The following is a 15,205-nucleotide window of genomic DNA, read 5'->3' as shown; positions in this document are numbered from 1 at the left end:
GGGACTTTTGACCCTGGTATCATTCTATTTTGCAATTGCCAGAAGCAGTTCACGAAGAACCTTGCAGGCTGTTGCAGTTGAAACACCACTCGCATCCAGCATGGGTGCAAGTTCATTGACATCTGCCCCTACCACATTTGCCTGAGAAACGGTACGGATTGCTTTAAGAAGCTCTAAAAAGCTCACACCTCCCGCCTCCGGAGTTCCTGTCCCCGGAAATACCGATGGATCCAAGCAGTCCAGATCAATTGTAAAATATACCGGAACCTGTTTCTCTTTCAGTTCTCTGATGGTCTCTTCCAGTCCTTCAAAAGTAAACGGATGAAAATCTGTATGTCTGGAAGCAAACTGAAATTCTTCCCTCGCTCCGCTTCGGATACAGAACTGATGGATATGGCCATCTCCCACAATTTCATGGCATCTGCGAAGAACACAGGCATGACTTAATTTTGCTCCGAGATAATCATCTCTTAAATCTGCATGAGCATCAAAATGGATAATATGAAGATCCGGATATTTTGCGGCTACAGCACGCACCGCTGCCAGTGTTACCAGATGTTCTCCTCCAAGAAGCAGTGGGAATTTTCCTGCTCCCAGGATTTCTTCTGCTCTCTTTTTAATGTCTGAAAGTGCCATTTCACTGCTGCCAAAGCAAAGCTCCAGATCCCCGCTGTCAAATACGCTGATGTCCATAATATCTTTATCCTGATACGGACTGTAGGTCTCCAGGCCAAAGCTCTCATGGCGCATGGCTGATGGGCCAAATCGGGCACCCGGACGAAAACTTGTTGTAGAATCAAACGGTGCACCATAAAGAACAATGGATGCTTCCTCAAAACTGCTTTCGCAGCCGATAAAGGTTTCTATATTAGGTAAAATCATAAATTAATCCTCCACTTCTTTCAGCATGTCTTCCAGAAAAGCCGGAAGATAAAATGCCCCTTTATGGAGTCTGGTCGTATAGTAGCGTGTACGAAGATTTAATGCGTTCCAGGCCTCTGCATCCAGATCATCTACCGGATGATATTTTTTACTTGCAAATCCGAACAGCCAGTAACCTGCAGCAAAGGTTGGGATATGTGCCTGATAAACACGGCTGATCTGGAAAGTGCTGGCAATCCTTTTATGGCTGCGCTGCATGGCATGTGCATCTTCTGCATAAAACGGGCTTCCCTGCTGGTTTACCATAATCCCGTCATCCTTCAGTGCATTGTAACAGTTTCCGTAAAATTCACGGGTAAACAATCCTTCCGACGGACCAAACGGATCAGAGGAATCCACGATGATAAGATCATATTTTGCTTCACATCTTCGGATAAATCTCAGCGCATTTTCATAATGAAGATGAACTCTTCTGTCATCCAGTCTGCAGGCATTTCCCGGAAGATAGGCACGACAGGCCTCAACAACCATCGGATCCATTTCTACCAGATCAATATGACGCACTCTGTCATATCTGGTCAGTTCACGGACAACGCCACCATCTCCGGCGCCGATCACCAGAATATCTTTTGCTTCTTTATGGACCGACATCGGCACATGCGTGATCATCTCATCATAAATAAATTCGTCACGCTCTGTCAGCATTACATTTCCGTCCAGAGTCAGCACACGGCCAAATTCCGGTGTCTCAAAAATATCAATTCTCTGATACTCACTCTGTCTGGAATAAAGATGGCGGTTTACCCGGATACTGTGTTTCACATCCGGTGTATGAAATTCTGAAAACCACATTTCCATTGTCATTCCCTCCCTGTCAGAACATTCAGTCTCAAAATATCAGGATCTTCAGGTCCCGTCATGTTACAGCCCTTTGCCTTGGCATATTCAATATAATCCAGGATCTCTGCTGTGATACGTTCCCCCGGTGCAAGAATCGGAATTCCAGGCGGATAGCACATCACAAATTCACTGCAGACCTTACCCTCGGTTTCACGAAGCGGCAGACTGCATTTATCCGCATAAAAAGCATCCTGCGGGCTGGTCACTACCTGAGGATCAATATATTCCTGACTCAGAAGTCCTGAACCATCTGTCTGAAAACGTCTGCGGATCTCTGCGAGCGCACTCACAAGCCGCTCTACTTCCTGTGCACGGTCTCCTATGGAAAGGTAGGCAAGAATATTACCGATATCTCCAAACTCTATCTGAATATCATATTCGTCACGCAGAATATCATACACTTCGATTCCTGCAAGTCCGATATCCAGCGTATGTACGCTTAATTTAGTTATATCAAAATCAAAAACAGAGTTTCCGTTTACCAGTTCTTTGCCAAACGCATAATAACCGCCGATCGCATTGATTTCCTCTCTGGCATATTCTGCCATATCTGCTACCTGATGAAAGATCTGACGGCCGCGCTGTGCAAGGTTTCTTCTTGAGATATCAAGGCTTGACATCAGAAGGTAGCTTCCTGAGGTCGTCTGTGTCAGATTGATGATCTGGCGCACATAGCCGGCATGTACATCCGGACCTGTAAGAAGAAGGCTTGACTGTGTAAGACTTCCTCCACTCTTATGCATGGACACAGCTGCCATATCTGCACCTGCTGCCATAGCAGAGACAGGAAGACCTCCTCCAAAATAAAAATGCGTTCCATGTGCCTCATCTGCCAGACAAAGCATTCCTGCATCATGAGCCATCTTAACGATCGCACGCAGGTCACTGCATATTCCGTAATAAGTCGGATTGTTTACCAGTACTGCAACTGCCTTTGGATGTTCTTTTATCGCTTTCTCCACCTGTTCCCTTTTCATTCCAAGGGAGATTCCAAGCCGCTGATCTACTTCCGGGTTTACATAAACAGGAATCGCACCACACAAAACAAGTGCATTCAAAACACTCCTGTGAACGTTACGTGGCAGTATGATCTCATCTCCACGTTTGCAGGCAGTCAGGACCATCGTCTGAACAGAACTTGTCGTGCCTCCTACCATCAGAAATGCATGTGCTGCTCCAAAGGCATCTGCTGCCAGTTCTTCTGCCTCCCGTATTACAGATACCGGATGACAAAGATTATCCAGTGGCTTCATACTGTTAACATCAACACCTACACATTTTTGTCCCAGAAATTCTGTCAGTTCCGGATTGCCTCTTCCTCGTTTATGGCCAGGTACATCAAATGGTACAACCCTCATACGACGGAAAGTCTCCAGAGCTTCATGTATCGGTGCATGATTCTGGTTTAATTTAAAACGACTTCCTTTCATCATTCCTCCAATTCCAGTTTCCTTTGTATCACCCCTTAATATACATTCCACAGACTGAATAAAAAACGTAAAAAAACGCAGATCAGGGCACTAAGCCACAAACCTGCGTTTGATCTGTATTTGCATGCGTATCAGAGTCTATATAGCAATCATACTTTTACTACTCTTATTGATCGTTTCACAAGTCTGCGCTTCTGACGCATTTCGGTTATCAAAGGAACCTACTTATAAAATTTGAGCTTTTAACTCAATCAATAAGGTAACCAAAGTTACCATCATCGGCAGTGGACCCGGCTGTCCGTATGGCCTTAACCCTGACGGGTGGTCCCAAACAATTGCTTTGAAAAGACTCTGTCTGTTACTCTGCATCTTCGTCTCTCAAAATTGACCTAATCATATCATGTTGAAAAAAAACTGTCAAGTTCCGCTTCATCCTCAACATGTGGAATCAAAAATCCCTATAACGTAAAAATGTCGTCTCACCATCCTTAGACAGTAAAACGACATTTTCTTACTTACATCTTTTGATTTGGTTTGTTTCCATTTTTAGCTTTATTAAATGATACGGTATTTCTATCTTACTTCTGTTCCTGACTCTTTAACAGCTTCCTGAGACGCTGAACTTCCTCTTCAAGCGCATTTGCTCGCTCTTCTGCCTCAATCTTTAACTGTTTTTCTTCATCTGCTCGCTGTTTTTCCTCATCCGCTCGCTGCTTCTCTTTATCCGCGCGTTGCTTCTCTTCATCCGCGCGTTGCTTCTCTTCATCCGCGCGTTGTCTTTCAGCCTCTGCACGCTGTTTCTCTCTCGCAGTATTTCTTTTTTGAGCCCCTATGTCTATTTCTTCCATATTCTCAAACAAATATCCCATACCACGACCTCCTATTCCACCCATTAGCTCCCGGGCATTCTCACTTGGTACTTTCATTTTCATTAGTAAAGACCACAATATCTTTTTATTGTAACATGTTGATTTTGATGGAACAACTGAAAACTTTCTAAAATACAAAAACTATCGCTCAATTCCCTGCTCTTGTCGCATCCTCGCGGAGCGTTTTTCTGAATATGAATATGTGTATTAACTCCGATTATTTTCGGATAGAAACAGGAAAGATACTCTTCAAGATTTTTTGCATTGATTCCGCCTGTCGGCATAAACTTAAGTCCTCTTTTAACTGCCTGAGCAACCTCAGATGGTGAAACACATCCCGGGTAAACAGGGATTTCTTTTTTCAGACAATAGTCTACGATCTCCGGATCAAATCCAAGGCTAACTATGAACTTGGCACCTGCTGCTGCATCAACCTGTTCCTTAGTAAGAACAGTTCCTGCTCCTACAAGCATATCCGGAAACTGCTCTGCCATAAGACGGATAGATTCTTCCGCTGCCTCAGTACGAAATATAACTTCTGCACATGGAAGTCCACCTTCAACAAGTGCCTTTGCAAGCGGAACTGCATACAGCTCAGCAAAACCCTAAATGTCTGAGTCAATAGAGTTCTTTTATAGCACACAAATTTGGATTTCCATGTGAATTTGTGATATGATTACAGATATACAAAAGAGATATGCGTGAATACGCAAAAACTGTTATACCTTGTCAACAGAATAAATACAGAAAGGACCTATCTCATATGGTAAAGATTATTTCAGACAGCACCTGCGACCTCTCTCCTGAGCTGATTGCAAAATATGATATCGACATCCTGCCGCTCCACATTCTTCTCGGCGAGGACGAATATGAAGATGGCAGAAACATTACGCCGCAGCAGATCTATGACTGGTCTGATGCACACAAAACAACGCCCAAAACATCAGCCCCGTCTCTGGCTGAAGCCATTGATCTTTTTCGCCCATATATAGAAGAAAAACGTGAAATCGTCTGTTTTTCCATTTCCGGCAGCATGTCCACTTCCGGAAATGTCATGCGCCTTGCGGCTGAAGAATTAGAAGCATCTGATCTTGTTACGGTCGTTGATTCGGCAAACCTCTCTACCGGAATCGGGCTTCTCGTCATAGAGGCAGCAATTATGGCCGAAAAAGGACAGTCCGCAGCCGAAATCGCAGCTACAATAGCATCTTTAAAACCCAATATCCGCGCAAGCTTTGTCGTCGATACACTTACTTATCTGTACCGCGGTGGCCGATGCAACGCTGTTTCTGCCATGGCAGGCGGAGTTCTGAGACTCCACCCGAAAATCGTCGTCGAAAACGGTGCCATGGACGCGTCCAAAAAATATCGTGGCAAAATAAATTCTGTCATTATGTCCTATGTAAAAGACATGGAAGATGATTTAAAATCTGCAAGACCTGAGCGCGTATTTATCACACATTCCGGATGTGACCGCACCACCGTTGATGCCGTCCGCTCCTACCTGGAAAGTCTCGGGATCTTCCATGAAATATTAGAAACCAGGGCCGGCGGTGTTGTTTCCAGCCACTGCGGTCCTGGTACACTTGGTGTTCTGTTTATTGCAAAATAAACGATTACACCGGATATTTATTATTACTTATCACGTTTTATGAAGTTCACATAAATTTATAGATATTATAAATATTAATCACGATCATCAGTAGCATCAATGCAATAAATAACTTATCAACTGTTTTTTCATTGATTTTCTTATTAATTGCACGCCCGCAGATGCCACCGACAATCCCTCCGGCAACCATAAGGAGCAGCACTCCAGGCTGAAAATCGGGCACACTTCCTGTCACAAGTGTAGAAATCAGACTCGCAATCTGTGAGAAGAAAATAACATAAAGGGAATTCTCTGCTGCAATCTTTGTTGACATGGAAAAGAAGAAAAACAGCACCACAAGGTTGATCGGACCTCCACCGATTCCGAGAAAAGACGACATAATCCCCAGAAAAATGCCAATCAAAATGCATACAACCGCATTGTCCACTTTGTAGGTTTTGATTTTCGCTTTATAAATTGTATAAATAAGAGTGCCAAATGTCACAATCAACAGGCAGAGTGCCTGTACAGCTCCGACTTTGTTCGGATCACTGCTTAAAGATTTCACATAAGAAAACAGCCATTTCCCAATCAATCCTCCGACTGCCGCCCCCATCGCAAGTGGGAACCCGGTTTTCATAGATACATGGGATTCTCCACTTATTTTATTTCTCAGAACGGAATATGCCGTCATTGAAAGAACCGTACATCCAGATAGAAAACTGATTGCACTTACATCCAGCACACCAAAAGAATCAAGCACCGGTTTGATGATTACACCGCCACCAATTCCGCAAATTGCCCCAACTATCGATGCCCCAAAACACACAATTAAAAATATCAGATAGATCATTTTTTACGCCCCATTTCCCTATTGTTCTATCATTTTTTGCTGATTTTCCGTATTTTTGGGTAAGGAAAAGCGAGCTGGCCTAAAACAGCTCGCTTTCCTTTGATTAGAATATGTTTTTATTGTAGAAGAATTTATCTGTCAGCAGCATCCACATCCACCGTGACGATGTCCGTATTCATCCATACAGTCATCTTCCGGATTCTTCATGCAGAGGTGCACTGCAGCTTTCTTAAATGTCATTGGTAATGCAAGAATATTCGGTTCCTGACCAACAAATTTCTTCTTAGCATCTTCCAATGCCTCTTCGAATGTAGCTCTTGTCTTGAGTCCCATTCCTCTTGCATATCCAGGTTCCTCAGCACCTACAATGTAGATTGCGCTGGTATTCATTTCTGCAATGTGTCCACAGGACATCATAGAGAAACCATGGAACGGATGAAATGCATTTGTAAAACGATATTTACGAATATATTCTTCGTTTGTCGCGAAATATTCACCATAACGGTTCATATCCGGTAAAGTATTCATATGGTCATGCTGGAACAGCTCGTACTGTTCTCTTAAGTATGGCCACAGTTCATCATGGAAATATCCGTTGCATGTTGATGCACAGATAATTACACAGTTGTCACTCATAACTCGTTTGAATCGAAGCACCTGTGCACTTAAAGCCTGCATCATCATAATCGGATTGGTTCCCATTCCATCTCCATAATGAAATTTCTGCGGCATACCAAATACCAGTACATCGTATTTTTTATCTGCCCAGTGTACATAGGTTCTCTTATCCGCAAGCTTCCAGCTGATTGGCATCATTTCTTTTGCATAGCCGGAATAAATTGCAATCTGCCTGGACTGTGTATCAAGAACCGCATCACAACAAAAGAACGGATGTCCCATTTTTTCTTCCATGTGCATGCTGATCTCATCAAATTTATTACGCATCAGACTTCCACCATTAACCGGTGTAAAATCATCTCTGTGCATAACGGACGGTACATGATGACTTGCAATACATCTCCAGTTTGTGATACCGGTCGCACTGTGTTTGTATCCACCCGAATATCCACCATAAGGATTTCCCTGTACATGACCGATCAAAATTGGGATATCACAGTCAAATACATACTTGTTCATATATACCGGATCTCCTCTGCGAGTAGTTCCAAGATATACCATATGTTCCTGATCCTCGCTGTCATGGCTGATAATCTGACTGGTATGCCAGAACTCATTAAATAATTTTTCACCGAAAATTGCCTTTGCATCGGATTCTTTACTTCTCGGATGTAAGCCATTGGAAATAATAAAAAGAATATCTTTTTTCTCCACACCTGCTGCATAAAGTTCTTTCAGGATATATTTAATACTTAATTTTCTGTGACTTGTTTCCTGTTCTCCACCTTTTACACGATCCGGAACAATAATTGTTACCGTACTGCCTTTGTGTGCAAGTTCAGTTAATGTCGGCATTCCGATTGGATGTGCCAGACTTTCAAGATAAGCTTCTTCCAGTTTGTCTTCCGGAATATATGCAGGATCTTTCACGGTTTCTCCCGGAATAAAAATATCTGTATTATCCGGCAGCTCTGCTGCCATAGTTCCCTGTCCATATTCAAAATCAAGTTTCATAGTGTCTTTCTCCTCTTTTTGTCGTACAACGCTGTTTTAGTTACATTTAGCCTTCCATGTATAAACGGATAATCTCTAAATATTCTTCCGGATAGTATCCGATTTCGCCCTGAAATCTGGTGAGTGCAATTAATCCTCCGTCAATTTCATCAATAGCCGCCAACATCGCAGCATTATCCTGTTTTAATCCACCGCCATAAACAATGTCCATTCCACCTGTCTTTTCTTTTACAAAACGGGCGATTTTGGTGATATACTCTTTATCAGCCGGTGTCTTGCCAGGTCCAATTGACCAGATTGGTTCATAAGCGATCACTACTTTAGATGTATCTACATCTTGCAATCCGATTTCAAGCTGTTTGCCGAGTACTTCCTGCCACTGTTCCTGCTCCTCACTCTTTTCTCCAATACAGTAAAGAACAGTCATGCCCCGGTCGATCGCACATTTGATTTCCTGATTCAGAAGACGGTTTACAGCATCTGTATCTGTCACACCTGCTTCTGCAAGAATACCTGCTTTGTCATTACGTTCCTCACAGTGACCGATGATCGTAGTCTCACAGCCTGCTGCCACCATTGCAGATGCAGGCCTGTTAGTTGTAAAAGCTCCGAAGTTTCCACCTACTGCAGTGTCTGCTCTGTATACACTCTGGCATCCGACTTTAACCGGACTTCCTTCTGTTTTTGCATTAACCGCATTCAAAAGATGAATTTCCGGAAAGTACATTCCAAATTCAACTTCTGCCGGATCATATTTTTTTAATTCTTCCTGTGTATTTTTTACAATATATTCAGCCCAGTCTGCTACCGGTGCAATGCGATTCACACCGCCCAACTCTGTAGGGACATCAAATCTTTTTAAATTCAGATAAATATGTTTCATGGAATTTCCCTCACTTATTCTTCTGGTTATCAAATTCCCGCTTTTTTGTAACGTTCCGCCATCTCATCAAGAGAGACTCTTTCTACCTTTGGTGCTTTGCCGAAGCTTCCAAACTTCACGATCAGAGTTCCGACCACTTCTTTTACACCATCCTCAATACATTTGCAAATTCTTGCCACATCATCGTTCGGAACATTACCGTACATAACAGTATCCATGATCGGTGTAATAAATACACGTGGGTCAAACGCAGATTTATTTTTCTCTAACAATTCATAAACTGCACCCACGGAAGCACTGTTTCTGAGTGCCACATCTCTGGCAAAAAGTTCTTTCATATTTCTTGTAACTGCAAGACGGATATCTGTATCTACGTTGATTTTGTTAATCCCACAATGTCCGACCTCAATCAGCTGATTTACATCAATACCGTATGCATTTTTGATATCTCCGCCTAACGCGTTGATTTCCTCTACAATATACTGTGGTACAGTAGAAGAGCCATGGCTTACAAGATATCCTTCAATTCCTTCATGCATCATGCATTCTTTAATAGCTATTGCGATTTCTTTACGGATTACTGTGTCCTTTCCTTTATTGGCTCCGTGCATGGTTCCATAGCTGATTGCCAGCGCATCTACACCTGTCTTTTTGAAAAACTCAATTGCCTTCAGTGGGTTTGTATAAGTACTTGTTGCTGCAAATACATGATCTTCTACACCTGCCAGCACACCAAGTTCTCCTTCTACAGAAACGCCTCTCTCATGTGCATATTTTACAACTTCACGTGTAAGTTCCACATTCTCCTCAAACTGAAGAGAACTTCCATCGATCATAACACTTGTGTAACCACCCTCAATAGCTGCCACACAGGAATCAAAGTTGCGTCCGTGATCCAGATGCAGGGCAACCGGGATCTCACTGTCTGCTCCGTATTTCTTTACCGCATCCGCAATATTTTTGGCTCCGACTTTTTTGTCCTCCAGAGTTGCATTTGTAAAATCTGTACGTCCTCCCATAAATCCATTGGCAAGGTCTGCTCCCTGCAGGATAGCCGGGCTTCTGAACATTTCATGGACATTGACCACTGCTTTTGCCTGGCATACAGCATTTACATTAAATGCCCCTTGTGCATAATCATTCTTGTCCGCTGCATCCAGAATTGCTCTCATTGGTACTAACATGTTTATTCCTCCCGACATTCTATTCTGTAAATGGTTCAAATGGCATGTTTTTAAATGTTACAAACTCTCTGAGCGGCTTTCCGATCAATGGTCTGCACCATTCCACAAACTCTTTTGTTACGCCATTATGTTCTGTATTAATATACTCATCCGGCATGCATCGCTCTGTCATCATAACTTCATGGATCGGAATCAGCATCGGTTCTGCTTTATAAATTTCTCCCGGAATCCTCTTAAATCCAACCATTACACCTGTTGCACCCTGCATTGCTGCCTTCACAGCCTCTGCACCGGCAATGATTGCCTCTTCACGGTCAACATCTGACTGAAAAGCAATACTTGCACGTCCGCATAAGCCCGGTTTTTCGCTTCTGGCTTTATATCCCAGTTTTTTGATTACAAGATTTGCCAGATGTGTTCCGACATCTCCATAATAGACAGCTCTTCCTACCTGAAAGATTGGCTCAACGATCGGAGATCCGTCTTTCTTTTTCAGACCTTCACTGGCTACCACAACGATGCCTTTTTTCTCCTGTAACTTATTTTCAATTGATGTCAGGAACTGATCCTCATCAAAAGGTTTTTCGGGCAGATAAATAAAATCCGGACCGCTTCCGTTTCCGTCATCTGCAAGTGCACTCGCTGCCGCGATCCACCCGGCATTTCTTCCCATTGCTTCCACTACACTGACATGAATAGGGAGAGCTCTGACATCCTGACTGATTTCTCTGACAGATGCAGCGATGTATTTCGCAGCACTTCCAAATCCCGGTGCATGGTCTGTAACAGAAATATCATTATCGATTGTCTTTGGAATTCCTACCACAGAAATTTCCTTTCCGATTCTTCTGCAGGCTTCATAAACCTTTCCACAGGTATCCATGGAGCCGTTTCCACCATTAAAAAATACATATCGAATATTCCATTTTACCAGTATTTCTGCAATTCGGTCGTACTCCGGCTGCTCCAGCGGATCTCTTGAAGTACCGATTGCAGATGCCGGTGTATATGGAAGCATACTCAGTTTTTCTTCTGAAATTTTCTTCAGATCCACAAACTGTTCCCGCAGGACAGCTCCGGCTCCGCCGATCGCCGCATAAAAGCTTCCAATTTCTTTATATTTCTTTATTTCATGAATTGCCCCATACAGGGACGCATTAATAACTGCGGTCGGCGCACCTCCGTGCACGATCAATGCATTCACTGACATTTCCAGTCCTCCATTTATTTTCCAGTACTTTCTCTCTCTACGATCTTGTATTTAAAATGTACTGTTTCTTTAATCTGCTGACCTTCTCTCATCAGATAGATCATTTCAATCGCTTTTTTCGCAATCGCTTCATTGTCCAGATGCACAGATGAAAGAGATGGAGTCACATAATTACAAACACTGGTATCATCAAATCCCATAACCACAATGTCCTTCGGAATGCTGTAACCTAATTTCTTTACGGCCCGCATCCCAATACATGCCATACGGTCATTTCTTCCGAGAATTGCATCTACTTTCTTTGTTTTCAGATACTCTGCTATTTTTTGTTCCACTTCTTCATCTGTACGGCAGCCCGTGATCACATTATCTTTCCAGTCAAACCCAAATGCCTCCATCTGTGCAGCAAAACCCTGAAGTCGGCTGTCAGACAGATCACTGAATATGTTTTCCTGAGAAACTCTGTCAAGATAAATGATATTCCTTCTGCCCATCTCATAGAAATATTTGACACAGCCCTCCGCTCCGCTTCGAAGTCCTGTTCCTATCTTTCCCACACCTGTCTTTATCCTGTAATTGCGTGTCAGCAGCAATACAGTCGGTATTCCCGCCTGCACAAATCTTCTTACAAATTTTTCCGGAATCTTCTTTGAACTGATAACAATTCCGTCAAAGCGTCTGCTTAAAATCCTGCTCACAAAAGACTCATCATTTCTGCACGCACACAATGTAACGACAGATCCTTTTTCATAGGCATATTTATCCAGTGAACCAAGCATGCTTCCGAGTCGCTCACTCTCTGGCGTATCAACAATGAACAAAAGCTGTTTGCTGTCCTTCCCGCTCAATGCCAGCGCCATATTATTTGGTGAATAATTCAGTTTTTCAGCCGCCTCCAGCACACGCTTTCGTTTTTCGGCCGCAACATACCTGTTGTTATTCATCACATAAGATACGATTGTTTCACTGACATTTGCTTCTCTCGCAACATCTGCTCTTGTTGCACATTTAATTTTCTGTAACGCCATAGTTCCTCCATCCACATACATGGTTCTTTATTTTTTATTAAGCCTTATTTTCACTTCCGGCTAATAAAATAAGTTTTTTAACATCATCTTTTAACTTGTCACTTGCATATCTTGACAATCTCCATGCATGTCCCTGATCCACTTTTTCTTTCAGACCCTGCCGAACATAGTCGACATACTGATATCTGATCTGCGTTCCGAAATTAATTTTCGCAACACCGTACTCTATGGATTTCTTTACTGTCTCTTCATCCATACCGGTACATCCGTGCAATACGAATGGAATATCTGTAAATTCTCTGCACTGTCTCAGGATATCGACCTTAATATCTACAGGTCCTTTGTAAAATCCATGTGCATTTCCAATTCCTATTGCAAGAGAGTCCGGATGGCAGGATTCAAGATATTTCTTTACATTGTCTACATCTGCGATATTTGAACATTCTGTAATATTTCCATTATCATCAAGTCTGGCAAGCTCACCAATCTCAGCCTCTACCGGAATGTCGATCGCATGAGCGACTTTGATCACTTCGTTGGTCCGTCTGATATTTTCTTCGAGAGAATATTTAGAACCATCATACATAATGGATGTAAATCCATAATTCAGCATTTCCACGCAGTGTTCAAAAGTGTCGCCGTGATCCAGATGAATTGCTACCGGCACGCTTACCTTTTCGGCCATCCATTTTGCAGTTTCATAGAACCAGTCATGACCGGAATACTCACCGGTTGACAGATAATGTGCCAGAATGATCGGGGAATTCATCTCTTCAGCTGCCAGGCAGACTGCTCTGATAATATCATAGGTGCCTCCCTGCGTGTTGATCGCAGGTACAGCATATTTTCCTTCATATGCTTTAGTCAGCATTTCTTTCGATGTAACAAGCATTTATTTTCCCTTTCCATTTTCTTATAATTATCATTTAATATCAATGATTACTTTTAAATAATCTCCGGGATTTTCCATCATATCTTTGATAGTGGCTTCTGTATCCTCTAATTTGATGTTCTTTGTGATCAGTTTGTCGATCGGCAAAATACCTTCATCCATTAATTTGATAGCTTCAGGGAACTTGCCACATGAGTTTCTGCTCGGGCAAACGTCAATTTCTTTCTGCATCAGTCTTGTCTGATTTACGGTAACCAGTCCGTGTGGCCATCCAACCAGAGCAATTCTTGCACCGTGGCATACATAGTTGTGCATTTCACCGAGAATTGGCTGTGCACCAGTGCAATCAATCATCGCCTCACATAATTTTCCATTTGTGACTTCTTTCAGGAACTCGACAAGATCACCTTTTGCAGAATTAAACGTATATGGCATATTCAGTTCTTTTTTTGCAAATTCAAGTCTCTCTTCTACAATATCAACGATGATCGGAGTTGCCTCATAGCTTAAGCATGCGAATGCAGCCATCAGACCGATCGTTCCGGCCCCGAATACTACTACATGATCGCCTTTGCTTACTCTTGCCCGGGTAGCACCGTGTAAACCGATTGTCAGAGGCTCTACCAGCGCTGCTCTCTGGAAATTTAGAGTATCCGGTAATTTGTATAATAATTTGATCGGATGGGAGAAATACTCTGTCATCATACCATCTTTATGTACACCGCATACATGAAGATCTGCACAATTGTTAAATCTTCCCACTTTGCACATATGGCAGGAGAAATCCGGTACATATGGTTCCAGAGCTACCCTGTCACCAACTTTAAATCCTTCTTCGTTTTCTCCGATCTCAACGATCGTACCTACACCTTCATGTCCCAGCCCGTGAATTGGATATTTCATTGTAGGATTTTTTCCGCTATATGCAGTGACATCTGATCCACAAATACCACATTTCTCTATTTCTACAATTGCATGTCCCGGTGTCAATACCGGTCTTGGCATATCTTCCATTACAAGTTTACCAGGTTCAAAAATTGATAACATTCTCATTTCATTCTTCCTCCTTGTCGTTCTCTCTTACAAAGTCCAGTCCGTCCGGCATGATACCCATGCTCCAGCCGCCATCTGCAAAGATGACCTGTCCAACAATATAATCAGATTCTTTAGACGCAAGGAATGTGGCCAGGCTTGCAATTTCTTCCACTTTTCCAAATCTTCCTATTGGTGATACAGATAAGATTTTCTTTGCATCAAGGATTCCGCTTCTCAGTGGACGTTTTACCATTTCGGTCTCAATCCATCCCGGTGCGATCGCATTTACCTTAATTCCGTACATTGCCCACTCTGCACCGAGCTGCATGGTCATAAGATTGATTGCGCCTTTTGTGATACCATACGGTGTCCTTCCGACATTGATCATCTTACTGTTTCCGGAAGAAATATTAACAATGCTTCCTTCTCCCTGCTTTCTCATATACTTTCCGATTGCCTGACAGCAGTACAGAGGTGCTTTCATATTGATTTCAATAACCATATCAATCTGCTCTTCTGTCAGTTTAAATGTTGGAACTGGAAGCGCTACACCGGCACAGTTTACAAGAATGTCAAGGTGTCCGTGTTTTTCATACAGCGCATCTGCCATCTGGAAAATTTCGTTTCTGTTGCGAAGATTAATCTTATAGAATTCAGCAGCTTCACCTAATTCTTTTACCGCCTCTTCTCCTTCGTCCAGGATGTCAGCTATAACAACTTTTGCGCCTTCTTCTACATATTTTTTTGCAATACCAAAACCGATTCCTCTTGCGCCGCCTGTTACGACAGCAACTTTATTCTCCAGTCTTTTCATAT

15 protein-coding genes are annotated in these 15,205 nt (G+C 42.7%); 1 reads left to right on the top strand and 14 read right to left on the bottom strand.

The features are described from left to right. Window positions 1-24: 24 nt before the first annotated feature. From speB to DWW86_RS15640, 5 genes are all read right to left on the bottom strand, one after another. Entirely contained in the window at window positions 25-882 is an 858-nt protein-coding gene (gene speB / locus DWW86_RS15660; protein ID WP_117943975.1) for an agmatinase, read from the bottom strand. A 3-nt stretch (window positions 883-885) separates the two neighbouring features. Then, window positions 886-1,740: a polyamine aminopropyltransferase gene (speE, locus tag DWW86_RS15655; RefSeq protein WP_015541672.1), complete on the bottom strand. Its 855-nt coding sequence runs from the start codon at window positions 1,738-1,740 to the stop codon at window positions 886-888. Window positions 1,741-1,742: 2 nt separating this feature from the next. After that, window positions 1,743-3,215 carry an aminotransferase class I/II-fold pyridoxal phosphate-dependent enzyme gene (locus tag DWW86_RS15650; RefSeq protein ID WP_015541671.1) on the bottom strand — a complete coding sequence of 491 codons (1,473 nt, stop codon included), beginning with the start codon at window positions 3,213-3,215 and terminating at the stop codon, window positions 1,743-1,745. A 575-nt stretch (window positions 3,216-3,790) separates the two neighbouring features. Then, entirely contained in the window at window positions 3,791-4,081 is a 291-nt protein-coding gene (locus DWW86_RS15645; protein ID WP_117943973.1) for a hypothetical protein, read from the bottom strand. Between the two features lie 62 nt (window positions 4,082-4,143). After that, window positions 4,144-4,674, bottom strand: coding sequence for a beta/alpha barrel domain-containing protein (locus tag DWW86_RS15640; protein WP_117943971.1), 531 nt, complete (start codon window positions 4,672-4,674; stop codon window positions 4,144-4,146). Between the two features lie 170 nt (window positions 4,675-4,844). Between DWW86_RS15640 and DWW86_RS15635 the strand changes: the two genes are divergently transcribed. Then, complete coding sequence (locus DWW86_RS15635) at window positions 4,845-5,693, top strand: DegV family protein (RefSeq protein ID WP_117943969.1); 849 nt, start codon at window positions 4,845-4,847, stop codon at window positions 5,691-5,693. A 46-nt stretch (window positions 5,694-5,739) separates the two neighbouring features. On the opposite strand, the gene DWW86_RS15630 is transcribed toward DWW86_RS15635, so the two are convergent. The 9 genes from DWW86_RS15630 to DWW86_RS15590 all read right to left on the bottom strand — a co-directional run bounded on the left by DWW86_RS15630 (window position 5,740) and on the right by DWW86_RS15590 (window position 15,203). Next, a complete protein-coding gene (locus DWW86_RS15630; protein WP_117943967.1) occupies window positions 5,740-6,525 on the bottom strand; it encodes a sulfite exporter TauE/SafE family protein in 786 nt (261 codons plus the stop codon). A gap of 138 nt (window positions 6,526-6,663) precedes the next feature. Then, the gene (locus DWW86_RS15625) at window positions 6,664-8,157 is read right to left on the bottom strand and encodes a lactate racemase domain-containing protein (RefSeq protein WP_117943965.1); all 1,494 of its coding nucleotides are present in this window, start codon (window positions 8,155-8,157) and stop codon (window positions 6,664-6,666) included. A gap of 46 nt (window positions 8,158-8,203) precedes the next feature. After that, entirely contained in the window at window positions 8,204-9,040 is an 837-nt protein-coding gene (locus tag DWW86_RS15620; protein ID WP_117943963.1) for a triose-phosphate isomerase family protein, read from the bottom strand. Window positions 9,041-9,069: 29 nt separating this feature from the next. Beyond that, window positions 9,070-10,224 carry a class II fructose-bisphosphate aldolase gene (locus tag DWW86_RS15615; RefSeq protein WP_117943961.1) on the bottom strand — a complete coding sequence of 385 codons (1,155 nt, stop codon included), beginning with the start codon at window positions 10,222-10,224 and terminating at the stop codon, window positions 9,070-9,072. 19 nt (window positions 10,225-10,243) lie between these two features. After that, window positions 10,244-11,434 (bottom strand): diphosphate--fructose-6-phosphate 1-phosphotransferase, encoded by a 1,191-nt coding sequence (locus DWW86_RS15610; RefSeq protein ID WP_117943959.1) that lies wholly within the window; start codon window positions 11,432-11,434, stop codon window positions 10,244-10,246. A gap of 14 nt (window positions 11,435-11,448) precedes the next feature. After that, window positions 11,449-12,462: a LacI family DNA-binding transcriptional regulator gene (locus DWW86_RS15605; RefSeq protein WP_181985379.1), complete on the bottom strand. Its 1,014-nt coding sequence runs from the start codon at window positions 12,460-12,462 to the stop codon at window positions 11,449-11,451. Window positions 12,463-12,499: 37 nt separating this feature from the next. Then, on the bottom strand, window positions 12,500-13,354 hold the full coding sequence (locus DWW86_RS15600) for a class II fructose-bisphosphate aldolase (RefSeq protein WP_117943955.1): 855 nt from the start codon (window positions 13,352-13,354) through the stop codon (window positions 12,500-12,502). A gap of 30 nt (window positions 13,355-13,384) precedes the next feature. Then, a complete protein-coding gene (locus tag DWW86_RS15595; RefSeq protein WP_117943952.1) occupies window positions 13,385-14,407 on the bottom strand; it encodes a zinc-dependent alcohol dehydrogenase in 1,023 nt (340 codons plus the stop codon). A gap of 1 nt (window position 14,408) precedes the next feature. Beyond that, window positions 14,409-15,203, bottom strand: coding sequence for an SDR family NAD(P)-dependent oxidoreductase (locus DWW86_RS15590; RefSeq protein WP_117943950.1), 795 nt, complete (start codon window positions 15,201-15,203; stop codon window positions 14,409-14,411). Window positions 15,204-15,205 lie beyond the last annotated feature (2 nt).

This window comes from Ruminococcus sp. AF17-22AC, from assembly GCF_003460065.1.
In the GTDB taxonomy this organism is placed as follows: Bacteria; Bacillota; Clostridia; order Lachnospirales; family Lachnospiraceae; genus Blautia_A.
This window is presented reverse-complemented; position numbering and strand designations above follow the sequence as displayed.